Genomic DNA, 23,115 nt, shown 5'->3' with positions numbered 1-23,115 from the left:
GCTTTTACGATTTCATTGATGATGATACGTTGAGGCTGAAGTCTCGTAATCCTTTATAGGTTGCCTTGGCGAGATTGAATCGGCCTTTTGTGATGTGTCTGAGCATGTCGCGGGGTGCGACGACTGCAGTGAGATAGGCGTAGGATAGTCCTCTGAGGATGCCCCGCCTGTTACGTCTGACGAACAGCAGTCTGTTACGAGTAATATAATAGGTGCGCAGAGGACTGTCTTGTCCTGTGGCCTGACTCTCCTTGTGATAGATGGTGCACTTCGGCTCGTACCATATCTGGTAGCCTGCTCTGGTGAACATCATCGACCAGTCTATCTCCTCGTAATAGAGGAAGTAGCATTCTGGCATCAGTCCCACCTTGTCGATTGCCTCTCGCTTGACGAGCATCGCTGCCCCGTGGGCATATGGCGTGGGGTGGGCTGTCTCATACTGTCCATGATCATCCTCGCCATAGCCGATGGACCGATTCCGCATCGTCACCTTGCTCAGCATGGTGTAGCCAGCAAACTGAATGGGGTTCTTGTCCCAGGCAAAGCGTATCTTGGGACAGACAATCCCAATGTCGGATGAGGACTCCAGTCTGTCGATCAGGGCAGAGATGTTGAAGTCCTTGAATACCGTGTCGTTGTTGACGAGAAAGAGGTATGTGCCTTGGGCGGCCTGGATACCGAGATTGTTTCCTCCTGCGAAGCCTACGTTCCTCTCGCTCTTGATAACCTTCACCTGAGGAAATCGCTCTGCGATGGTGTCTGCTTCCTGATGGTCTGAGGCATTATCTACCACGATCACCTCCATGTCTTCATTGAAGGGAATCGTCTCAATCAATGCACAGGTATCTGCCAGCCCATTGTAATTGATTGTGATAATAGATGTCTTGATGCTCAACGTTCAATTATCAGTTTTCAATCTCTTTATACTCGTGATGCTAATTTCTTTTCCCGTTTGATTCGTTTCTTCTCTTCCTGTCTCTCGTACATCTTGTTCTCCATCTCAATCCATGCCGGCTCGAGGTAGGGCAGGACATAGACGATGGCCAGACCTCCATAGAAGGTCAGACAGTTAGGCATCTGCATCAAGATCTGGTTTCCATAGCCTCCTAACTGGATGGCGACAAAGGCACCGCATAGTCCACCTCCGATACCTATAAGCGACTTGTTCTTGAGTTTGAAGAGTACCACCCTACAGGCACCTCCCAGCATGATGAGCATGGTGATGACGAAGATCGTGATGCCTATAGGTCCTGTTCTCAGCCAGATGAACACATACTCGGAGTCGGGGGGGATCGTAGCCAGTCGCCAATACTTATTGTTAGCAGGCACATGCTCCATGCCCATACCCAGTCCGATACCCCATGGGGCGTCCTTGATATGTTTCTTCATGACCTCCTGGTTAATCTCACGCACACTCGCAGACGCGTCGTCCTTGTTGAACGCCGATCGCATTCTTCGGATTTGCTGGTTGCTGTTTCCGATATTGGTGAACATCAGTATAAAGGCGAAGATACCAAAGACGATGGTGAACGGAATGGCAATCTTAAACGACTTCGACAAGAAGATATATACCAGCAGTCCGGCTGCCAGACAGAAGATGGCTGTTCGAGTACCCGATTGGAACATGCCCCATATCACTGCAATGGCAATAATACCGAAGAACAACTTGAATTTCTTGATCTTATTGGTGATGGCAAAGATGATAAAGGCGGCCGATGTCGCTGCGGCATAACAACCATAACAGGCAGCATCATTAAAGGTCGACCAGTATCGTATCAGTGTACCAGCATTCAGCAAGTGCGTCGTATATCCGCTTGTCTGCAGCCAGACATTCTCCTTGACAGTCAGACCGAGGTAGACCTGCTTCCATGTCCAGAAGGCGGAGAATAACGATAGTAATGCCCATAGTATCAGGTAGTTCTTCAACGTCTCGGGTGTCGAGATGTATAATGAGAACACGATAAAGATATATAGGAGCTGGAAAGCCATCAGTCGGGCTCCATTATACCATCGTGCGATGCTGATGCCCAGGTTACAGGTGTCGTTGAGAATCTCTAATAAGCAGAAGCCGCACCAGATTACCAGGGCGAAGAACATCAGATTACCGATTCGTCCAAAGGGTGAGGTCTGACGGATGTCGATCACGGCGATGGCCATAAGGATGATCTGCAGCATCTCGTTGGGCAGTGACACCGGGATAGGCAGTGTGACATCCTTCATCTGTACAAAGAAGTTAATGATGATCAGTGCCCAGAACGTCGACATCCTCCATCTGAATGCGACATAGATACAGAAGATCAGTACTGGTATGATACAGATGGTCGCAAAGGCAGAGAAGCCGGCTGTAACGAATTCGTATATGGCAAGTAAAAACAGGAGAAAGAGTAACAGGACTCTTCCTCCGTTTTCATGTGTGTATTCTGATAGTCTATGTGAAGAACTACTTGGCATTTATTCTATTTCGCGTGACTGTTTTCAATTGCAGTGAGACCCATCTGCGACATCCGATATACGAAGTTGTTGAACCTGGTATATGGTGGCAACTGTCCTACGAACTCCTCTACCGCATAGCGCTGGGCTTCGGTCAGATACATATATAAGGTGTTCTGGTCCTCCAGCTGTGACTGGAGCTCCTTCAGGGCTTTCTGGTCAACGTCTTTCCAAGTACGGTTGGCGCGTGTTACCATGAGGTTCACAGTACCCATGTTCAGCAATGCTGGTGGGATAGAGTGGTCGTCGAGGTTAGGATATTCCACAATGGCAATCTCGTTGGGCAGGATGTCGGCGCAGATGTCCTTGATGTCCTTGGCCATGATAAAGCGACTGTCTTCAGCGAGGAAGTCCTCATCGTATGTCAGGCGACGTACCTGCAGGCCGATAGAGATCCAGTAGTTCTCCAGCTCCTGTGCCAGATAACTCTTTCCGTTGGCAGCGTCTGTAGAGAGCAGGTTCAGTACATTCTGCTGACCCTCCTTGAAGTGTGGCAGCAGGGCCTTACTCAACTGGCGCAGTGCCATATCGGCGATGGTCTTGTTGAAACGGCGATAGCGTAGGGTGCTCTCCTTCGGGAAGCAGCCCATGACAGGAATCTTGGTGATACGTTCCGAACGCATACGGTCACGTAGCGTGCGATCCAACAGCTCGATGATGAAGAAGTACATGGCTGTGAGCACGAAGGTCAGCATGAACGCACCCAACAGGATCATCAGACGGTTGGTGGGCTGGGCGTTCATGGGGAACATCGGCGGATTCAGCACGCGCAGGGTGGCTGTCGTCATCTGGAGGTTCTTCTGACGGAGACGGGCCGAGTTCAATGCTTTCAGCATCTCCATATAGTTACCCTCGATGAAGCTGATATGACGGTCCTTACGGGCGATGGTCGCACCGATAGGAGCGTAGTACAGAATCTGCTTGTCGAGCTTCTGGCGCATGATATCCTGAGCGCTCAACTCAGCCTTGGTCTTCTCGAGCAGCAACACCTGATCCAGCCATTTGCTGATCATCTCGTTGGCCTTGACACCAGTCTCGGTGCTATAGGTACCAGCCTCGATATCCTTCACAAGACTGCGTACGTTATTAGAGGCATCTTGCAGCATTCTCTCGGCTTTGGCGAGCTCCTGCTGTGATTCGATACCACTGCCACCGCCTTCACTATTCATGAGGCGTAGGTTAGATATTCTGGACTGGATACGTGAGATATCTGTTACCTGGTTGGTGAACTCCTTGTTGGCCTTGATAATCTTGGCACGGTCACCCAACTGCCGCTCCAGATAGTCCATCAGCGCACGTGTCGTCGTCTGGTTCTTCAGCAGGTCATTGTCGGATGTCTGCTGAGTGGCATCAAGTCCTGTAAGGGCCTTGGTCTGCTCACCGTAGTTGATGATACGCTTCTCTACATTGTAGCGGATCAGGTCATCCTCTGCGCCAGTCAATATACGATACAGACGGGCAACCTCGCGCTCAAAGAACTTAATCACATTATTGGTCTCACCATAACGAAGCTGTGCATACTGACGGGCGAAGACCTCGTTCAGGATGTCCAGTGTGTTGTAGGCGATACCTGCGTCGTTGGTGGTATAGCTGATATCAATGATATCACTCTTTTGGAGCTGTTGTACCTTCAGACGACTGGTGATGCTGTTGATGCCAAACCACTGGTTGTAGTTCAGGAGTCCGAAGATATAGTTGTCCTGCGACGGACGCTCATATGCCTTCAGGTTCGCATAAGTGGCATTCTCACTGTTGTGATTGATCAGCGCCTTGACATCTGTCGGCACACTGTTGTTAAGCTGACGGAAGTGCTCTGCAGAGATGTAGTTATTGTCTTTGTTGGCGTTACCATACATCATACAACGGGCAAACAGGCGTAGTGACACCTCGTGGATCGTTGCGTCAGTGGTAATCAGCAACATCAGGTTCGTCATATTCGTCTGCGACTGTCCTCCAGCCGTTCCCACCGTTCCTTCAATATTGTATCCAGTGATCATACCTGTATAGATCGTGGTGTTGGTGTCATAGACCCTCTCCATGTTACGAGTCATGAACCAAGCAACTACCAGAGCTATGAGTGGTAGGATAATGAGAAACCAACGAATCTTGTATAAAAACCGAACTATATACCTAAATAAATCCATCGTTGTATTGTTTTTGCGTTCTACATTTGTTTTTTAGCCGCTTTCGCAGCAGCCCGTTCAGCCTTCAGCTCTGCTTTCTCAAGAGCCTTCATCTTCTTCTCGCTCTCTTCAACAGATTTCTTGATACGCTTCTCTACTGCCTTGTTTTCCTTGGCAATCTCCTTCTCCGACTTCTGAATGGTTCTGTCGAGCGTGATCTCTGTTGTCGAGTTCGTGATAATAGGCGTGTGTGTTAGAATTTCCAAGGTAATAATATCCGTCGTGATCTCCGTCTGCAAGGCCTGATAGCTTGTGACCTGACCACTCTCATACAATTTTGTATGTGCGTACGACTGGATATCCAGATTACCGTTCTCAAAGTCCTCTCTGTTCAATGCGCCAGCACCTTGATAGGCGGCAGCAGCCTCACCGAGGGTCTTCAGGGACACGAGGTTATTCGTAATCTTGACGAACAACGATGCGATCTGTAATTTTAATTGATCGTATGCAATATCTTTGGCGATAATCGCCTGATCGACCTCCAGCTTCTTACGCTTGACAGCTGCTGTCAGGTCGAGGATGTCCTCTACAGGGATGGCCAGATGAACACCAACGTTCCAATAGCTTTGTTCTGTTCCCTGATACTGATAGATCATCTGATTGTACGAGGAAGAGTTGTTTCCCCACATGTCGGCCATACCATAGCTATAGCTTGCATGACCAGTCAGATACGAGAAGATGTGACGCTTCTGCTTGGCGACCTCTGCCTGAGCGATCTGCCTTGCTTTCTCCAGCGTCATGATCTGCGGAGTAGACTTCGCATTCTCAAATAATATGGACAATGGCGGTAGGTGGAACTCAGAATAGTTGATATCCTTCTCCTTACTCGAGTCGAAGAATCCTGCCGCAATACCGCTCTCGTCAAACTGAGCGAAAGCAGTGGAACCGATGCTTGTTGTTGTTATAATTAATAACAGTCGTCTTAACTTGTTCATCGTTAGAAAACTATCTATATTGTCTATACATTATCTTTCTGTATAAAAGCCGTCAAAGTGCGGAATATGATTTTCATATCCAGAGCGAAATTGTAGGTCTGGCCATAGATGATGTCGAGCTGCTTGCGCTCTTCTGCCGACATCATGCCGCCCTTGCCGCGTTCCTCCACCTGCCAGAGACCTGTCAGTCCGGCTGGTGCCATGAACCTGTCGATGCTGGAGTCGACAGTGAGTTTCTCCGCCTCGTAGAGTGGAAGCGGACGGTTACCAACGATAGACATGTCGCCTCGCAGGATGTTAAAGAGCTGCGGCAACTCGTCGATGCTGTATTTGCGGATGAAGCGGCCCACTTTCGTGATGCGTGGGTCGTTCTCGATCTTCACGAATGCATTATTGTTCTCTACCTCTTTCTCTTTGTTGAAGTCGGACTCGGCCACCACGTAGTCGTCGCCAACCAACATGACCTCGTCGTCGCTGATCATCATGTCGGACTCCATGCCGAGATTCATCATCATCTCCTCAGCCTCCTCACCTAAAGGAGCTGTGATGACGCTCTTCGGGTCTTTGTCATCTTCCCTCTCTGCATATTGGTTGCCCGACTCTTTCGTGACTTCCTTCAGACGTTGCTCGGCATCTGCGTACATTGAACGGAACTTCAGGAAATCAAAGATCGTGTAGTTGGTACCCACACGCTTGGACTTGAAGACGATAGGACCCTTGCTCTCCAGTCTGATGGCAATGGCTGTCAGAATGAAAATAGGGGATAGGATGATGATACCTAAGGCAGAGAAAACGATATCGAACAAGCGTTTCCAAAGGGGTATCTTAAAACGAAGAATACGATGCTTAGAAGGAGCATCGTCGAACAGCATCCCTTCACGGTCTGCAATAAACTGTATCTTCTTATTCAACTCGGTGATGGAGGCACCGACGTCGATCGTGTCGTTGATTCCACATTTCTGGTACATCTTCCTGTCATCGATCGTCAACTGATGTGTCAGCAGGATGATGTATACGTTCTTACATCTTTTCTTAATGTAGGTGATGGCGGTGATATCTTCTGTCTGAACATTCTGTTCATAGAACATGATGAAATGCTCATTGCGAACATGCGGGGCGCAGACAGCGGCTGCGTCCTTGTAGTTCTTTGTGTATTGTACCAATCGACCGGGAATGTATTTCAGGCGCTCCTCGGTTTCTGGATTGCTACCAAGATATACAACACCTATCATAATCTAAACACTCCCGTCAAGGGATAATCTTCTTTACGCGTATCTTCAATTCCATCGGGTTAAACGGCTTCACGATATAGTCTTCGGCTCCAATCTCTAGCAGACGGATGCGCTCACTGGTAGAGTCCTCACTGGAAAGCATGATGACTGGAATATGCTGAAACAACTCGTTCTGCTTAATCCACTCAAGAAAGTCGTCGCCTCGCATACCGGGCATACGTATATCTGAAATAATTAGGTCGGGCGTGTTTCCTGCTTGGAGCCATTTGACTCCTTGCAATCCGTCAGGCAACCACTGTACGTCGTAGTCGCTCATCAGGTAGATTGAGAGGACCTTGGCAATGGTCTCTTTGTCGTCAAGTATTAGTATTTTCTTCTTCATATATGAATAATATTTATCCTTCGGTTACGTTATTCTGCAGGCAAAGGTAAAAAAAATATTTTAATTCAACACAAAATATGGTAAAAAAATCATTTTTTTTTGAAAAAAGATTGTGTGATTGAAAAAAAATGGGGAAATTTGCAGTTAATCCGTATTATAAGATAGATATATAATCGAATTGTAATAAAATAGTTATGGCAAATAGATATCTATTGGGTTTTGATGTCGGTAGCTCTTCAGTGAAGGCATCTCTTGTTAATGCCGATAGCGGCAAGTGTGTGGCAACGGCTTTCTATCCTGAGAAGGAGGCGCCGATCCTGGCCGTTAAGGCAGGATGGGCTGAGCAGGATCCCCAGATGTGGTGGGAAAATGCGAAGTTGAGCCTTCAGAAGATCATGGCAGAATCAGGTGTTACTGCTGATGAGATTAAAGCTATCGGTATTTCTTACCAGATGCATGGTCTTGTCTGTGTGGACAAGAATCTGAACACCTTGCGTCCTTCCATTATCTGGTGCGACTCCAGAGCTGTGCCTTATGGCGAGAAAGCCTTCAAGGATCTGGGTGCAGACCAGTGTCTGGGACACCTGCTGAACTCTCCTGGCAACTTCACAGCCGCCAAGTTGGCTTGGGTCAAGGAGAACGAGCCAGAGCTCTATAGCCAGATATATAAGATTATGCTGCCTGGTGATTATATCGCCATGCGTCTGAGTGGTGTTGCTAACACAACTGTCAGTGGACTGAGTGAGGGCATGTTCTGGGATTTCAAGAACAATCAGGTGGCCGACTTCCTGATGAAGTACTATGGCTTCGATAGTTCTCTGATCGCAGATATCGTTCCTACGTTTGCCGAACAGAGCGTTGTCAGTGCCGAGGCTGCTGCTGAGTTGGGTCTGAAGGCAGGCACACCTATTACCTATCGTGGTGGTGACCAGCCCAATAACGCCCTCTCGCTGAATGTGCTGAATCCTGGTGAAATCGCTGCTACAGCAGGTACGTCAGGTGTCGTATATGGTGTGCTGGGCGACGTGAACTACGACAAGCTGAGTCGTGTGAACACCTTTGCTCATGTGAACCATACGGCCGAGCAGACCCGTCTGGGTGTGCTGCTCTGTATCAACGGAACAGGTATCCTGAATGCATGGACACATCGTAATATCACGCCTGAGATCGGCTACGCTGAGATGAATGACTTGGCAGCCTCAGTGCCCATCGGCAGTGAGGGCGTCACCATTATTCCTTTTGGAAACGGTGCTGAGCGTGTGCTTGAGAACAAGGAGACAGGCTGCTCGATTAACGGCCTGAACTTCAATAAACATAATAAGGCTCATCTGGTGCGTGCAGCCCAGGAGGGTATCGTCTTCTCATTCTGCTATGGCATGGAGATCATGCAGCAGATGGGTATGGACATCAAGAAGATCCATGCAGGTAAGGCCAATATGTTCCTCAGTCCGCTCTTCCGCGACACGCTGGCTGGCGTAAGTGGCGCAACAATCGAGTTGTACGATACTGACGGCTCGGTGGGTGCTGCCAAGGGTGCAGGTATAGGCGCTGGCATCTACAAGAATAGTGATGAGGCCTTCGCTACTCTGGACAAACTGCAGGTTATCGAGCCAGACGAGAAGCATCGTCAAGACTATCAGAACGCATATGCGGCCTGGAAGGAGACTTTGAAAAGAATCAAAGAGTAATAATATAGTTTAAAACTTCAAAAACAAAAACAATTATGGCAAAAGAGTATTTTCCGTTTACCGGTAAAATTCCTTTCGAGGGAAAGGACAGTAAGAATGTAATGGCTTTCCACTATTACGAGCCTGAGAAGGTCGTGATGGGAAAGAAGATGAAGGACTGGCTGAAGTTCGCTATGGCTTGGTGGCATACACTGGGTGGCGCTTCTGCTGACCAGTTTGGTGGTCAGACTCGTTCTTATGAGTGGGATAAGGCTGCTGACGCCGTTCAGCGCGCAAAGGATAAGATGGACGCTGGTTTTGAGATCATGGACAAGCTGGGTATCGAGTACTTCTGCTTCCACGATGTTGACCTCGTTGAAGAGGGTGAGACGATCGCTGAGTACGAGCGTCGCATGAAGGAGATCACAGACTACGCTCTGGTGAAGATGAAGGAATATCCCAACATCAAGCTCCTCTGGGGTACAGCTAACGTATTTGGCAACAAGCGCTATGCAAATGGTGCTTCTACCAACCCTGATTTCGACGTTGTGGCTCGCGCCATCGTTCAGATCAAGAACGCTATCGATGCTACCATCAAGTTGGGTGGTACCAACTATGTATTCTGGGGCGGTCGTGAGGGTTATATGAGCCTTCTGAACACTGACCAGAAGCGTGAGAAGGAGCACATGGCAACCATGCTGACCATGGCTCGCGACTACGCTCGCGCTAAGGGCTTCAAGGGTACGTTCCTGATTGAGCCGAAGCCCATGGAGCCTTCAAAGCACCAGTACGATGTTGACACTGAGACCGTATGCGGTTTCCTCCGTGCTCATGGTCTGGACAAGGACTTCAAGGTGAACATCGAGGTAAACCACGCTACTCTGGCAGGTCACACCTTCGAGCACGAGCTGGCTTGCGCTGTCGACAACGGTATGCTCGGTTCTATCGACGCTAACCGTGGTGATGCTCAGAACGGTTGGGATACTGACCAGTTCCCCATCGACAACTTCGAGCTGACACAGGCTATGCTGGAGATCATCCGCAATGGTGGTCTGGGCAATGGCGGTACCAACTTCGACGCTAAGATCCGTCGTAACTCTACCGACCTCGAGGATCTCTTCATCGCTCACATCAGCGGTATGGATGCTATGGCACGCGCCCTGATGAATGCTGCTGCTATCCTGGAGGAGAGCGAGCTGCCGAAGATGAAGAAGGAGCGTTATGCTTCATTCGACAACGGTATTGGTAAGGACTTCGAGGATGGCAAGCTGACTCTCGAGCAGGCTTACGAGTACGGTAAGAAGGTTGAGGAGCCCAAGCAGACTTCTGGTAAGCAGGAGAAGTACGAGACCATCGTAGCTCTCTACACCAAGTAAGTATCGGTACTCTCTATAAAAAGAATGCCTCCTACGATTGGTAGGAGGCATTTCTTTTTGACCAAATCCGGCGGTTTTGCCAACCAAATCCGGCGGTTTTGGTTATCAATTTCGGCGGTTTTGGTTCAGACTCTGCTGATACCATTCGAAGAGTCTACGTACGCCGTCTTCGATCTCGACCTGATGTGTCCAACCCAGGGAGTGGAGTTTTGAGACGTCGATGAGCTTGCGCATGGTGCCATCGGGCTTGGATGTGTCAAACTCGACTGTTCCCTCAAAGCCAACGGCCTCAACCACCAATTCTGAGAGTTGGCGGATGGTCAACTCCTTGCCAGTGCCTACGTTGATATGACAATTGCGGATCTCGCCCAGAGATGGAATCGCTCCGCCACGGCCTGCTGAATGGTTGCGATCGACGGCACCATTGGTGGATGCACCATAATGAACACTACTATATTTCTCGATGCCGATGATATCTGAGAAGTTCACATTCAGAAGCACATGCACACTGGCGTCTGCCATGTCCTCACTCCAAAGGAACTCGCGCAATGGGGTGCCTGTTCCCCAGAGCACAACCTTATTGTCGAAAATACCATATTTGGCAAGAATCTCAAGAATCTCGTCGTGGGTGGCCTTGCCTGTGACACCTTCAACAGGACGTTTGTCGAGGTCGACCGCAATCTTTTCCCAATCACCATCATGGATGAGCTTGGCCAGATATACCTTGCGCATCATGGCTGGCATGACATGACTGTTCTCCAGATGGAAATTGTCGTTGGGACCATAGAGGTTGGTTGGCATCACAGCGATATAGTTAGTGCCATATTGCAGGTTGTAGCTCTCGCACATCTTCAGGCCAGCAATCTTCGCGATAGCGTATTCCTCGTTGGTGTACTCCAGTGGTGATGTCAGCAGACAGTCTTCCTTCATGGGTTGTGGCGCATTCTTCGGATAGATGCAGGTTGAACCAAGGAAGAGTAATTTTTTGACACCATGGGCATACGATTCGGAGATGACATGACACTGCATCTTCATGTTCTGCATGATGAAGTCGGCGCGATAGAGCGAGTTGGCCATGATGCCACCAACAAAGGCAGCGGCTAGCACCACAGCATCAGGACGCTCCTCATCGAAGAACTTCCTGACAGCCAACTGGTCTGTCAGGTCCAACTCCTGATGACTGCGGCCAACAAGATTGGTGTAGCCACGCTGCAGGAGATTATTCCAAATAGCGGAACCCACAAGGCCGTGGTGTCCCGCTACATATATCTTGCTATTCTTATCCAGACTCATTCTGCTACCTGTGCTTTGATAAACAACTTCTTGACAAACTTCATGTCGTGCTGTACCATAATCTTCACCAGGTCGTGGAAGGATGTCTTCTGTGGATTCCAGCCTAACTTCTCTTTAGCCTTTGTCGGATCGCCAAGTAACTGGTCAACCTCTGCAGGACGGAAATACTTGGGGTCGACCTCTACTAAAGCCTTACCAGTAGCTTTGTCGTATCCTTTCTCGTCGACGCCTTCACCCTTCCATTCCAGTTCGATGCCTACTTCCTTGAAAGCGAGGGTTGCAAACTCGCGGACGGTGTGGTAGGCGCCAGTGGCAATGACGAAATCGTCAGGCTCTGGCTGCTGGAGGATGAGCCACATACACTCGATGTAGTCCTTGGCATATCCCCAGTCGCGGAGCGAGTTCAGGTTGCCAAGATACAGCTTATCTTGATACCCCTGGGCAATACGTGCGGCAGCCAGGGTGATCTTCCTCGTTACAAAGGTCTCGCCACGACGCTCACTCTCATGATTGAAAAGAATACCATTACAGCAATACATGCCGTATGACTCACGATAGTTTTTCATAATCCAAAAACCGTAGAGCTTGGCCACAGCATAGGGGGAGCGGGGGTAGAACGGCGTCGTCTCGCGTTGGGGCACCTCCTGAACTTTTCCATAAAGTTCAGATGTGGAGGCCTGATAGATGCGGCATGTCTTTTCAAGTCCACAGATACGGACAGCCTCAAGCAGACGGAGCACACCAACAGCATCAGTGTCGGCAGTGTACTCAGGGACGTCGAAGGAGACCTTGACGTGACTCTGTGCTGCCAGGTTATATATCTCAGAGGGTTTCGTTTCGCCAATGATACGGATGAGCGATGAAGAATCAGTCATGTCTGCCCAATGAAGGTTTACAAGACGCTTCTTCTTCATGTCGCGTACCCACTCATCGAGGTAGAGGTGCTCAATACGTCCTGTGTTAAAAGAGGACGAGCGGCGCAGAAGACCGTGTACCTCATAACCTTTTTCGATGAGAAATTCTGCCAGGTATGAACCGTCTTGTCCTGTGATACCTGTAATAAGAGCAACTTTTTTATCCATAAAATCTAATTATTCGTTTCCTGAAAATTGTTTGATACGCTGTTCCTCGGAGAGCTTGCAGATCAAGAGTGTGTTGTCATTCTCCGCCACGATATAGCCGTCGAGACCTTGGATGACGACCTTCTTCTCTTGTGTGGTGTGAATAATGCAGTTGTGGCTCTCAACGATATCAATCTGCGGGCCGATACATGCGTTTCCATAGAGGTCCTTTTTACTCTGCTCGTGCAGTGATCCCCATGTGCCAAGGTCGCTCCATCCGAAGTCGGCAGGACAGACGAAGATCTCTTCGGCCTTTTCCATGATGGCATAGTCGACAGAGATGTTCTCGCATTCTGGGAAAAGATGGTTGATCTCTTCCTGTTCCTTTTCCGTGCCATAGACTGGGAGCATAGACTCGAAGATTTTCGCCATCGACGGCTGGTATACTCGGAATGCATTAACAATGGTGTTGACATTCCAGATGAAGATTCCTGCGTTCCAAAAATAGTTATTCTTCTTGATGTATTCCTGAGCTGTCTGGAGATTGGGCTTCTCACGGAAGGAGTCTACTCTGAAGACCTCCTTGTTGCGTAGAGAACTCGTGCTGAGGTCTGCCTGAATATAGCCATATCCAGTCTCTGGACGGTTGGGCTTCATGCCTAAGGTAACGATGGCATCTGTCTCGCTGGTGAACACCATGCATTCTTTGATAACGCGCTGGAACTCCGTCTTATCTGTGACGATATGATCGCTGGGTGTAACAACAATATTGGCTTTAGGGTCCTGCGACTTAATCTTCCAACTGACGTAGGCTATACATGGTGCCGTATTTCGGCGACAGGGTTCACACAGAATATTACCCTCTGGCATCTCTGGAAGCTGCTCTCTGACGATTGATGCGTATTTCTGGTTTGTGACAACCCAGATGTTCTCTGGCTTGACCAGATTGCCAAAGCGCTCAACCGTCAACTGAAGCAATGTCTTCCCAATCCCGAGGACATCAATAAATTGCTTCGGATTCTCTGACGTACTCATAGGCCAGAAACGGCTTCCTACACCGCCTGCCATGATCACCAGATGATTGTTTGTTCTCGCCATATGATATTATTGCTGATAATAATATGCAAATATAGATAAAAAGAATGAAAATAAAGAAGAAACGAACAAAAAACAACGTATTATGCCTGCTTTTCCTGCTTTTTCTTAACCCATGCCTTGAACGAGAAGTATACGATTGCTGCAACGATCAGGGCTAATATGACAATCTTAATGTATTCGGCATATTCACTGATCTTGTCGTTCAACTGATCCTCTGGAACAATGGCATGCAGATACCAACCTAATGCAGCAAGCACACTATGCCAGCCTCCTGCTCCAATGGTCGTGAATAGAATAAACTTCCCATAGTTCATACGAGCGAGTCCGGCAGGAATAGATATCAGGTGGCGAATAACAGGCACAAAACGGCCTGTAAGCGTTGCTGCAATACCGTGATCGTCAAAATATTTCTCGCTACGTTCGACCTTCTCTTGGTTCAGTAGGCACATCTTTCCCCATTTGCTGTTGGCAAAACGATAAACGACGGGGCGCCCCACATATAAGGCTACAAAATAATTGATGCTTGCTCCGATATCGGCTCCTAAGGTCGCAAAGAGAATGACTAGGAAAACATTCAGTGAGCCACTGGCTGCGTGGTAGGCTGCAGGCGTGACGACAAACTCGGAAGGTACAGGTACGACAGTACTTTCCAAGAGCATAAGAAAGAATACCGTAGGATACCAGCCGAGACTGTTTAATATATTTGTTATGAAGTTCATACTTCGTTTTGCTTGATTTTGTTCAACATATACTCATAATACTCCTCAGGAGCCATTCCTTGTGGGAAATACGGGGAGAGTACAAGTTTCGCCTCTTTAGGGTTCTTTTCTGCTGCAATCTTAATGAACGAAAGGAATTCGTCAGTCTTTTTCATCTCCAGACAACAGATGGCCATGTAGGAATATCCCTCATTCCAATCGTCACTGACATGCTGTAGGAAGATTTTAAACAGATGGTAAGATGAGTGAAGGTAACCATTATCGAATAAGGATACAATGATGCGAAGCATGGTTCTCTCAGAGTTGCTTGAAAGCTGAAGTGCCTTTCTGAAAGCTCTTTCTGCCTCTTCCAGTCTCTCGTCGGCTAAGAGGATATGACCTCTGGCAACTTCAAGGTTGACATGATCGCATGGCATGCTCTGGGCCTTATCAATGTAATAGAGTGCAGCCTCTGTCTTGTGGAGCTCACAATGGGCAAACGCCTGTTCCTGATAGATCTCCGAGAGGTAGGGAGAAGCGTCTCCTGCTGCTTTTTCTCCTTCGAGCAAAGCCTGTATGGCCTCTTCGTATCTTCCGAGATTGATCAGACACATACCTTGGTGCAGATAGCCGGCCTCGTCGTGAGGGACCTTGTCGCTATACTTCCTGTAAAACGATAAAGCGATATCGTAGTTCTCTAAGTTGTATAAACTGTTTGCCTTGGAGAGCAGCCCTTCCGTATCATCAGGATTGATAGCGATAGCATATTCGCTACTCGTGATGGCTGCACCATAGTCCTCACTCATGTATTGCGCATTTGCCAGTGCATTCCAATAACGGGATGAGTAGGGGTTATGGTCAATCAGCTCATTAAAGATACGTTCGCTATCCTTATATTTCCCGAGTCCGAAAAGAGTATGGGCCAACAGTTCCTTGAAGTCATCAGAACCGTCTCCCTTCGTGCGCATAATCCACTCAAAGGCCTTTTCGAATGCATCGTAATCGGAGAAGATGTTGGCCACGTCATAGGCATAGTCTGTATGCTCATCGGCCATCACATCTTTTTGGTGCTCCCTAAAGAATTCGTCGGCCTCTTCTATGTGACCTTCGCAAATCATCATCTCTCCTTGAAAGTACAAACCTTCCAGATAATCGGCAGCCAGGATACGTTCAGCATAGGTCTTTGCAGTGTCGAAGTCATTTTTGAATAGGGCTTCGCGACCTTTGAAAAGCAAGGGACCAACAGCGTCAGGATTGAATTCCAATGCCAGGTTTACAGCCTGACAGGCCTCTTCCTGACGATTATGGTATTGATAATAGTCTGCAATGTCTGCCAGGTCGTCGGCATCCATATAAATAGCATGTCCTGACTCGACAGATTCTTCGTATTTTCTCAGGATATCCTTGAACTCCTTGCTCTCAAAATATGCTGTGTCGTCTGTCATTTACTTATTGATCTTCGCCCATGTGTCTTTAAGTCCGACAGTCTTGTTGAAGACAGGCTTATCAGGGGTGGAGTCTGTATCTGGCGTGAAATATCCAATGCGCTGGAACTGCAGATATGTCAACGGCTTCATGGCGGCGGCATAGGGCTCTATGTAACAGTTCTTTATGACGGACAGAGAGTCGGGATTGATCATCTGCTTCATGGCTGTCACGGCATCGCAATTCTGCTCTTCACGGATACGAGCCAACTCATCGCGAGGATTCTCAACTTTCCATAGACGCTCATAAAGTCTCACCTCTGCCTTAACAGCATGCTGACAGCTAACCCAGTGGAGGGTCTTACCCTTGATCTTGCGGTTGGAACCAGGCAGTCCGCTACGCGATTCTGGGTCAAAGGTGCAGTAGATGGTGGTGATACGGCCATTCTCGTCTTCATCGCAGGGATGCTCTTCGTCGCATTTGATGATATAGGCGTTCTTCAGACGAACCTCCTTACCAGGAGCCAGACGCATGAACTTCTTCTCTGCTTCTTTCATGAAGTCGTCACGTTCGATCCATATCTCACGACTAAACTCAACAGTGTGTGTGCCATCGGCCTCGTTTTCTGGGTTGTTAACAGCAGTCAGCTGCTCAACTTGTCCTTCTGGATAGTTAGTGATAACCACCTTTACAGGGTCGAGCACGGCGCTGACACGGATGGCCCGACTGTTCAAATCGTCGCGGACAGCACTCTCCAGGAGAGCCATCTCATTCAGAGCATCGTATGTGGTGTATCCGATCTTATCGATGAACTTGATGATACTCTCAGGACTATAGCCACGACGGCGGAATCCGCAGATGGTCGGCATACGAGGATCGTCCCATCCGTCAACAAGTCCTTCGTTGACAAGTGCCAGGAGGTTACGTTTCGACATCAGTGTATAGCTGAGGTTCAGCTTGTTGAACTCCGTCTGACGAGGACGGTTATCCTCAATATTCTCTGTCTCACCTTTGTATTCCTTCATCCACGTGACAAACAGGTCGTAGAGGGGACGGTGCTCCACAAACTCCAAAGTGCACCATGAGTGAGTAACCCCTTCAAGGTAGTCGCTCTGTCCATGCGTGAAATCGTACATCGGATAAGCATTCCACTTGTTTCCTGTCTTGATGTGGGGGATGTTCAGAACACGATAGATCAGCGGGTCGCGGAACAGCATGTTAGGATGGGCCATGTCGATCTTGGCACGCAGTACGAGTGTTCCAGGTTCGCACTTGCCACTGTTCATATACTCGAAGAGTCTCAGGTTCTCCTCAACAGGGCGATCGCGATAGGGACTGTTGGTGCCAGGACTGGTCGTCGTTCCTTTTTGCTGGGCGATGACCTCAGAACTTTGCTCGTCGACATATGCTCTGCCCTGTTTGATGAGCCAGACGGCAAAGTCCCACAACTCCTGGAAGTAGTCGCTGGCATAGTAGATATTTGCCCACTTGAATCCCAACCACTCGATATCGTGCTTGATACTCTCGATATACTCTGTATCTTCTTTGATAGGGTTGGTGTCGTCGAAGCGGAGGTTGCAAATACCGCCATATTTCTTGGCGAGTCCGAAGTCAATGGCAATAGCCTTGGCATGACCGATGTGCAGGTATCCGTTAGGCTCTGGTGGGAATCGCGTTTGTAGTCTTCCGCCATTCTTGCCTTCTGCCAGATCGTCTTTCACCATCTGCTCCACAAAACTGAGGCTCTTTTTCTCCTCTGTGTCGCCATTTTTTCCTTCGGCTACTGATCGTATGTTCATGTTGTTCTCTTCCATATAATCGTCTTATTATTATTTGCGGCTGCAAAGTTACGAATTAATTCTCAATTTTCATCTCTTCACCTTGATTTATTTAATACCGCGGTCGTTGAGTGCTTGAGCATATCTTGCTGCATTTTTCAAATGATCTTGGTAGTTGCTTGCGAAGTTGTGCGTGCCAGAGAAGTCTTCCTTGGCGCACATATACAGGTAATCATGTTCAACCCTGTTGAGAACAGCATCGATACCAGCGACGGATGCAATCTTGATAGGACCTGGTGGAAGACCCGTATTCTTGTAGGTGTTGTATGGACTGTTGTAATTCAACATGTCATGGTAGATCCGGCGGAGGGCAAAGTTCTTGAGCGCGAATTTGACTGTTGGATCGGCCTGTAAGGGCATCCCCTTTTTCAGACGGTTCAAATACATGCCTGCTATCATCGGCTTCTCTGCATTGTTGGCTGTCTCTTCGTCGATGATACTGGCTAATGTGCAGACCTCGTTCTCTGTCAGTCCCAGGGATGTGGCCTTTGCAATGCGTTGTCCGTTCCAAAAATGGTCATGTTCTTTTCGCAGTCTTTCCATCAAGAGGTCGAGTGGGGTGTTCCAGTAAATCTCGTAGGTGTCAGGAACGAAAAGACTGGCGATGGTAGCTGTATCGTAGCCTAGGTGCGCACAGAAAGCAGAGTCTTGCAGACTGGTTGCCAGTGTCAGACTGTCAAGCATTAGTTTTTTGGACAAGAAGCCTGCCAGGCGGTCCATGGTCCTGCTTTCTGGAATGGTTAATCTGACTGGAGTCTGATGACCGTTCTTCAGATGTCGGAATACAGTGATTGTACTCTCATCAGGGGTAATCGCATAACGTCCGCTCCTGATGTGGTCGGCATATCTCCAGTGTCTAGACAACATGCGGAAAACCCCGATTTTCTGTTCTGAGGCAATAGGCTCCAACTTGACGCATACAGAGTCCAGATCGTCGTCGTTGTCGATAAAAACGTACTCCGTTTCTTCCGACTTAGAGAAACAACCCAGAACGATAAAGTATGTCAACGCTGCCAACCCCAGCAGACAAACAATAGTAGGTATCAGATAATACTTTTTCTTTATGATATTCATGTCTTTTGGCGATGATAAATCGTCTGCAAAATTAATAAAAAACTCTTAACTCATCACTTAATATCCTAACTTTTTTATATCTTTGCTCCTAAATATACAAGATATGAAGCTGAAGTTTGCCATCAGGTATGGAACACAGTGGGGAGAGAACCTCTATGTTATAGTTACTTACAGGAGTCTCGATGGGACGGAGAAGTCTTGTAGATTGGCTATGACAACCACCGATGGGTGGCAGTGGGAGTTGGAAACTTCAGCTCTTGAATCACGGCAGCATCCGATCGATTCGTTTGTCTATTACTATCAGGTGGAGGATTCCGAGGGTTCTGTCCTCCGCAAGGAATGGAAGATGGTGCCTCGCTGCTATCATTTTGATTCGTCAAAGAACTATGTGCTGGCAGATCAATGGAGAGATATTCCATTGCAATATCATCTATATAGTAATGCCTATCGTACGACGGCAGGTCTTCCACTAGATGATGAGGTTAAGACTTTAAGAGTGCCATTATACCGAAAGACACTCCTGTTCCGTGTCTCCGCGCCACAGTTGAGTGAAGGTCAATCGTTGGCTGTCATAGGAAGTCATCCTGCCCTTGGTAGTTGGAACACTGCGCGTTATCTGAAAATGACATATGTTGGTTGCTATGACTGGTTGTTGTCAGTCGATGCCGATGCCATACCTTTTCCTCTTGAATACAAATATGTGGTGGTGGACGATAATACTCATGGATTGTTGGCATGGGAAGATGGTGACAACCGTGTGATTGATGAGACCTTTCTTATGGGACTTGCTTCAGCGCCCTATGAGGAGGTGCCAATGTCACAGGCTCAGATACGCGACGGGGCTGTGCTGGTGGTCTATGGCGAGACCTTACGTCTCAAGGAACAGACATGGCGTGCCGCAGGGGTTGCTGTTCCTCTGTTCTCATTACGTAGCACCCATTCCTATGGGGTCGGTGATTTCGGTGATCTGCGCAGGATGGTCAGTTGGGCGGCGGCAACAGGCATGAAATTGATTCAGCTTTTGCCTGTGAACGATACATCCTTGTCGCATACTTGGAGCGACTCCAATCCTTATCGCATCATTTCTGCATTCGCCCTTCATCCTCAGTACATGGACTTGGAAGCCTTAGGCAGCCTGAGAAAGAAGAGCCGGATGACCATGTATTATCGACAGCGGCAGGAGTTGAATGCTCTTCCCTACAGCGATTACGAGGCGGTGGAACGGGTCAAAGGGGCGTACATTCGTGAGATCTATGATGAGAAAGGGAAGGCAACCATAGAGTCCAAGGAGTTTAAGCGGTGGCTTGAGGAGAACAGGGAGTGGCTGGAGCCGTATGCCCTGTGGTTGAACCGCCGTTCCGCTCATGATGATGATACGTTGTTTGTATATTATGTGCAATACCATCTACATCTGCAACTGAAGACTGCTGCAGATGAAGCTCGTTCGAAGGGTATCTTTATCAAGGGGGATCTTCCTATCGGGGTCAATCACGAAAGTGTAGAGACATCTCTCCATCCGGAGTTCTTCAACCTTGACTGTCAGATGGGAGCTCCGCCGGATACCTTTTCTCAGAATGGACAGAATTGGCGTTTCCCCACATATAATTGGAGTCAGACGGAGTTGACAACATGGTTCCGTCGTCGTCTTTGTTGGATGGCGCAGTATTTCGATGCTGTCCGCATTGATCACGTGTTAGGCTTCTTCCGTATCTGGGAGATACCAGAGAATGCTGTAGATGGACTGATGGGGCATTTCTCCCCAGCTCTCCCGATGACCGTTGGTGAGATTGAATATTTTGGTCTTTCTTTCCGAAAGGATTTTCTTACTCGGCCATTTATCAATGACCGTGTCCTTGACCGTCTCTTCGGCTTGCATGCAACCTATGTACGTGAGCATTTCCTTGTAAATCGTTCGTATGGGTTGTATGACCTGAAGTCGGCATATGATACTCAGAAGAAAGTACGTGCCTATTTTGAAGGGAAAGGCGATGAGAACAGTTTATGGATACGTGATGGACTGTACCGTCTTATCAGTGGTGTACTGTTTTTGGAGGATCCTCATCAGCCTGAAATGTATCATCCACGTATCGGCGCATATCGTGAGCCTGTATTTGATGCGCTTACAGCGGAAGAGAAAGATGCGTATATGCGGCTTTACAATAACTACTATTATCAACGTCATAATCATTTCTGGGCGTCAATGGCCATTCGTCGTCTGAAGGACATCTATGGGGAGTCGAAAATGCTTTGTTGTGCAGAGGATCTGGGTATGCTTCCGGATGGTGTTGGTCACGTACTTGACCAACTCCGTATGTTGAGTTTGGAGATACAATCGATGCCTAAGCAGAATGGTTTCGAGTTCGCACATCTTAACGCTAATCCTTATCGCTCTGTGGCCACCATTACTACGCACGACATGTCGCCGCTAAGGCTATGGTGGGAGGAGAGCCCAGAACGTACACAGCGATATTATGTGACGATGATTCAGAAACAAGGACATGCGCCAGAGCATTTGCCTGCTCATTTGGCGGAGGAGATCGTGGCACGGCATCTCTATTGTCCGTCGATGCTCTGTGTCCTTTCCTTACAAGACTGGTTGGCTATGGATGGAGAGCTTCGCTCGAAGAGCCCGCGTGAAGAGCGTATCAATATACCAGGAGACACGCACAACCGTTGGAAATACAGGATGCATCTGACATTAGAGGAACTTCTTGATGCCACGAGATATAACAATAAAGTACGGACAATGATAACAAGAAGTAAACGATGATGTATTCAACCTATATTTTTGATCTTGACGGAACATTGCTGAATACATTGGATGATCTGGCAGCGTCTGTAAACTATGCTTTGCGTCAGTACGGTATGCCTGAGCATCCTGTTGATGCAGTCCGACGTTTTGTTGGAAATGGTGTTCGTCTGCTTATGCAACGTGCTGTCCCTGAAGGGGCAGATAATCCGATGTTTGAGGAAATCTTTGCGACTTTCCGCCAATATTATATGGCACATTCTCTAGATACGACAAAACCTTATGAGAATATGCCACAGGTCTTGGCAACACTGAGATCCAATGGTTGTCGCATTGCTGTTGTCAGCAATAAGATGATGGCTGCTACACAGGAACTCTGCCGTTACTTTTTTCCAGATACGGTCGAGGTGGCTATTGGTGAGGATGAAGCCTCTGGTATCCGCAAGAAACCTGCACCAGATACTGTTGATGCGGCCTTACAGGCTCTTGGTGTAGAAAAGGATGGGGCGGTCTATGTGGGTGACAGTGATGTCGATATCCTGACTGCTTGTCATGCTGGAATACCGTGTATCTCTGTCCTTTGGGGATTTCGTGACAAGGCGTTCCTCCAAAGTCATGGGGCCACGACCTATATCACTCATCCCGATGAATTGCTAAAACTATAACTGTTGTAGTCTGGCGATGTATTTGCCGAGAATGTCGAATTCCAGATTGACAACGCTACCAACTTTAATGTCACAGAAGTTTGTGTGCTCGAGTGTGTAGGGAATGATAGCTACTTGAAATGTGTTGTTGGTAGGATTACATACTGTCAGTGAGACACCATTAACGGTTACGGATCCCTTGTCAACAGTGAAGTAGCCTTTCTTGGCCATTTCGCGGTTCTCAGGATATTCGAAAGTGAAATAGGTGCTGCCATTTGCATCCTCCACGGCAATGCAACGAGCAGTTTCGTCGACGTGTCCTTGTACGATATGACCATCAAGTCGGCCGTTCATGAGCATGGAGCGCTCGACGTTCACCTTGTCGCCAACCTTCAGCAAACCCAGGTTCGTTCTGTCAAGTGTTTCCTTCATGGCAGTGACTGTGTAGGTATCGTTGTCGATACGGACAACTGTAAGGCACACACCGTTATGAGCGACGCTTTGATCGATACCCAACTCGTTGACGAAAGAACACTGAAGGGTGAGGTCGATATTATCGCGGTCGTTCTTAACAGCCACAACAGTGGCGAATTCTTCGATGATTCCCGAAAACATAATGATTAATTATCGTATTATACATAAATAAAAAAGCGGGTTCGTGCCGATGATTTGGTGAAAACTCCTGTTTCACACGATATGGGGGCTCCCTGCTGTTGTAATCCACCGGCATTGCTGCTCTCCCGTAAGGGATGACTGTGGCCCGCCATTGGCAAGGGAAACGGTCCCGATGATTATTTTAATGTAGAGTATCCCGATCTATGCGGCACGACCCGTGTTTCTGTGTGCAAAGGTACAAAAAAGAACTGAAGGAGCGAAGTGCAAGAGATGAAAAAGTGCAGTGCCTTGTCTTTTTTTAACTCTTCACTTCCAGAGTTGTTTTGAATCAGTTGTTCTTTTGAATGCAGATATT

Annotated in this window: 18 protein-coding genes; 4 read left to right on the top strand and 14 right to left on the bottom strand. The window is 48.1% G+C overall.

The window, feature by feature from the left end; genetic code table 11:
• Nucleotides 1-4: 4 nt before the first annotated feature.
• The 6 genes from BMY63_RS02990 to BMY63_RS02965 all read right to left on the bottom strand — a co-directional run bounded on the left by BMY63_RS02990 (nt 5) and on the right by BMY63_RS02965 (nt 7,222).
• Entirely contained in the window at nt 5-895 is an 891-nt protein-coding gene (locus tag BMY63_RS02990) for a glycosyltransferase family 2 protein (RefSeq protein ID WP_091899676.1), read from the bottom strand.
• A gap of 26 nt (nt 896-921) precedes the next feature.
• Nucleotides 922-2,451: an O-antigen ligase family protein gene (locus BMY63_RS02985; RefSeq protein ID WP_091914624.1), complete on the bottom strand. Its 1,530-nt coding sequence runs from the start codon at nt 2,449-2,451 to the stop codon at nt 922-924.
• A gap of 5 nt (nt 2,452-2,456) precedes the next feature.
• The gene (locus BMY63_RS02980; protein WP_256218910.1) at nt 2,457-4,529 is read right to left on the bottom strand and encodes a GumC family protein; all 2,073 of its coding nucleotides are present in this window, start codon (nt 4,527-4,529) and stop codon (nt 2,457-2,459) included.
• 125 nt (nt 4,530-4,654) lie between these two features.
• Nucleotides 4,655-5,608, bottom strand: coding sequence for a TolC family protein (locus BMY63_RS02975; protein ID WP_091899673.1), 954 nt, complete (start codon nt 5,606-5,608; stop codon nt 4,655-4,657).
• Nucleotides 5,609-5,631: 23 nt separating this feature from the next.
• Nucleotides 5,632-6,840 (bottom strand): sugar transferase, encoded by a 1,209-nt coding sequence (locus BMY63_RS02970; RefSeq protein WP_091899672.1) that lies wholly within the window; start codon nt 6,838-6,840, stop codon nt 5,632-5,634.
• Nucleotides 6,841-6,856: 16 nt separating this feature from the next.
• A complete protein-coding gene (locus BMY63_RS02965; protein ID WP_036912994.1) occupies nt 6,857-7,222 on the bottom strand; it encodes a response regulator transcription factor in 366 nt (121 codons plus the stop codon).
• Between the two features lie 194 nt (nt 7,223-7,416).
• On the opposite strand from BMY63_RS02965, the gene BMY63_RS02960 reads away from it, so the two are divergent.
• Together BMY63_RS02960 and xylA are read left to right on the top strand one after the other, a co-directional pair.
• Nucleotides 7,417-8,910, top strand: coding sequence for a xylulokinase (locus BMY63_RS02960; RefSeq protein ID WP_091899671.1), 1,494 nt, complete (start codon nt 7,417-7,419; stop codon nt 8,908-8,910).
• 32 nt (nt 8,911-8,942) lie between these two features.
• Nucleotides 8,943-10,265 (top strand): xylose isomerase, encoded by a 1,323-nt coding sequence (gene xylA / locus BMY63_RS02955; RefSeq protein ID WP_091899670.1) that lies wholly within the window; start codon nt 8,943-8,945, stop codon nt 10,263-10,265.
• A gap of 105 nt (nt 10,266-10,370) precedes the next feature.
• Here the strand turns inward: xylA and BMY63_RS02950 are convergent, their stop codons facing one another.
• The 7 genes from BMY63_RS02950 to mltG form a co-directional block, all read right to left on the bottom strand.
• Nucleotides 10,371-11,558, bottom strand: a complete 1,188-nt coding sequence (locus BMY63_RS02950) for a GDP-L-fucose synthase family protein (protein WP_091914622.1) — start codon at nt 11,556-11,558, stop codon at nt 10,371-10,373.
• Nucleotides 11,555-12,640, bottom strand: coding sequence for a GDP-mannose 4,6-dehydratase (gmd, locus tag BMY63_RS02945; protein ID WP_091914620.1), 1,086 nt, complete (start codon nt 12,638-12,640; stop codon nt 11,555-11,557). Before gmd ends, BMY63_RS02950 begins: the two co-directional genes overlap by 4 nt.
• A gap of 9 nt (nt 12,641-12,649) precedes the next feature.
• Nucleotides 12,650-13,717: a mannose-1-phosphate guanylyltransferase gene (locus BMY63_RS02940; RefSeq protein WP_091899667.1), complete on the bottom strand. Its 1,068-nt coding sequence runs from the start codon at nt 13,715-13,717 to the stop codon at nt 12,650-12,652.
• Nucleotides 13,718-13,797: 80 nt separating this feature from the next.
• Nucleotides 13,798-14,436 carry a DedA family protein gene (locus BMY63_RS02935; RefSeq protein WP_091914618.1) on the bottom strand — a complete coding sequence of 213 codons (639 nt, stop codon included), beginning with the start codon at nt 14,434-14,436 and terminating at the stop codon, nt 13,798-13,800.
• Complete coding sequence (locus tag BMY63_RS02930) at nt 14,433-15,860, bottom strand: tetratricopeptide repeat protein (RefSeq protein WP_091899665.1); 1,428 nt, start codon at nt 15,858-15,860, stop codon at nt 14,433-14,435. The genes BMY63_RS02935 and BMY63_RS02930 overlap by 4 nt, the downstream gene beginning before the upstream one ends.
• The gene (locus BMY63_RS02925; RefSeq protein ID WP_091914960.1) at nt 15,861-17,639 is read right to left on the bottom strand and encodes a glutamine--tRNA ligase/YqeY domain fusion protein; all 1,779 of its coding nucleotides are present in this window, start codon (nt 17,637-17,639) and stop codon (nt 15,861-15,863) included. It abuts the gene before it with no gap.
• A gap of 87 nt (nt 17,640-17,726) precedes the next feature.
• Nucleotides 17,727-18,752: an endolytic transglycosylase MltG gene (gene mltG / locus BMY63_RS02920; RefSeq protein ID WP_091914616.1), complete on the bottom strand. Its 1,026-nt coding sequence runs from the start codon at nt 18,750-18,752 to the stop codon at nt 17,727-17,729.
• Between the two features lie 103 nt (nt 18,753-18,855).
• Between mltG and BMY63_RS02915 the strand changes: the two genes are divergently transcribed.
• Together BMY63_RS02915 and BMY63_RS02910 are read left to right on the top strand one after the other, a co-directional pair.
• Nucleotides 18,856-21,522, top strand: a complete 2,667-nt coding sequence (locus tag BMY63_RS02915) for a 4-alpha-glucanotransferase (protein WP_091914614.1) — start codon at nt 18,856-18,858, stop codon at nt 21,520-21,522.
• Nucleotides 21,519-22,166: an HAD family hydrolase gene (locus BMY63_RS02910; protein WP_091914612.1), complete on the top strand. Its 648-nt coding sequence runs from the start codon at nt 21,519-21,521 to the stop codon at nt 22,164-22,166. The genes BMY63_RS02915 and BMY63_RS02910 overlap by 4 nt, the downstream gene beginning before the upstream one ends.
• Here the strand turns inward: BMY63_RS02910 and BMY63_RS02905 are convergent.
• The gene (locus BMY63_RS02905; RefSeq protein ID WP_091899661.1) at nt 22,161-22,760 is read right to left on the bottom strand and encodes a riboflavin synthase; all 600 of its coding nucleotides are present in this window, start codon (nt 22,758-22,760) and stop codon (nt 22,161-22,163) included. The two genes, BMY63_RS02910 and BMY63_RS02905, sit on opposite strands and share 6 nt — an antisense overlap.
• Between the last annotated feature and the right edge of the window lie 355 nt (nt 22,761-23,115).

The organism is Prevotella aff. ruminicola Tc2-24 (genome assembly GCF_900110895.1).
In the GTDB taxonomy this organism is placed as follows: Bacteria; Bacteroidota; Bacteroidia; order Bacteroidales; family Bacteroidaceae; genus Prevotella.
The sequence above is the reverse complement of the archived record's forward strand: the minus strand, read 5'-3'. Positions and strand labels throughout refer to the sequence as shown.

Bases quoted from the DNA above. Each gene is read 5' to 3' on its own strand.
- BMY63_RS02985 (WP_091914624.1), bottom strand. From the start codon at position 2,451: ATGCCAAGTAGTTCTTCACATAGACTATCAGAATACACACATGAAAAC.
- BMY63_RS02980 (WP_256218910.1), bottom strand. From the start codon at position 4,529: ATGGAGAGGGTCTATGACACCAACACCACGATCTATACAGGTATGATC.
- BMY63_RS02975 (WP_091899673.1), bottom strand. From the start codon at position 5,608: ATGAACAAGTTAAGACGACTGTTATTAATTATAACAACAACAAGCATC.
- BMY63_RS02970 (WP_091899672.1), bottom strand. From the start codon at position 6,840: ATGATAGGTGTTGTATATCTTGGTAGCAATCCAGAAACCGAGGAGCGC.
- BMY63_RS02965 (WP_036912994.1), bottom strand. From the start codon at position 7,222: ATGAAGAAGAAAATACTAATACTTGACGACAAAGAGACCATTGCCAAG.
- BMY63_RS02960 (WP_091899671.1), top strand. From the start codon at position 7,417: ATGGCAAATAGATATCTATTGGGTTTTGATGTCGGTAGCTCTTCAGTG.
- BMY63_RS02950 (WP_091914622.1), bottom strand. From the start codon at position 11,558: ATGAGTCTGGATAAGAATAGCAAGATATATGTAGCGGGACACCACGGC.
- gmd (WP_091914620.1), bottom strand. From the start codon at position 12,640: ATGGATAAAAAAGTTGCTCTTATTACAGGTATCACAGGACAAGACGGT.
- BMY63_RS02940 (WP_091899667.1), bottom strand. From the start codon at position 13,717: ATGGCGAGAACAAACAATCATCTGGTGATCATGGCAGGCGGTGTAGGA.
- BMY63_RS02935 (WP_091914618.1), bottom strand. From the start codon at position 14,436: ATGAACTTCATAACAAATATATTAAACAGTCTCGGCTGGTATCCTACG.
- BMY63_RS02930 (WP_091899665.1), bottom strand. From the start codon at position 15,860: ATGACAGACGACACAGCATATTTTGAGAGCAAGGAGTTCAAGGATATC.
- BMY63_RS02925 (WP_091914960.1), bottom strand. From the start codon at position 17,639: ATGAACATACGATCAGTAGCCGAAGGAAAAAATGGCGACACAGAGGAG.
- mltG (WP_091914616.1), bottom strand. From the start codon at position 18,752: ATGAATATCATAAAGAAAAAGTATTATCTGATACCTACTATTGTTTGT.
- BMY63_RS02915 (WP_091914614.1), top strand. From the start codon at position 18,856: ATGAAGCTGAAGTTTGCCATCAGGTATGGAACACAGTGGGGAGAGAAC.
- BMY63_RS02910 (WP_091914612.1), top strand. From the start codon at position 21,519: ATGATGTATTCAACCTATATTTTTGATCTTGACGGAACATTGCTGAAT.
- BMY63_RS02905 (WP_091899661.1), bottom strand. From the start codon at position 22,760: ATGTTTTCGGGAATCATCGAAGAATTCGCCACTGTTGTGGCTGTTAAG.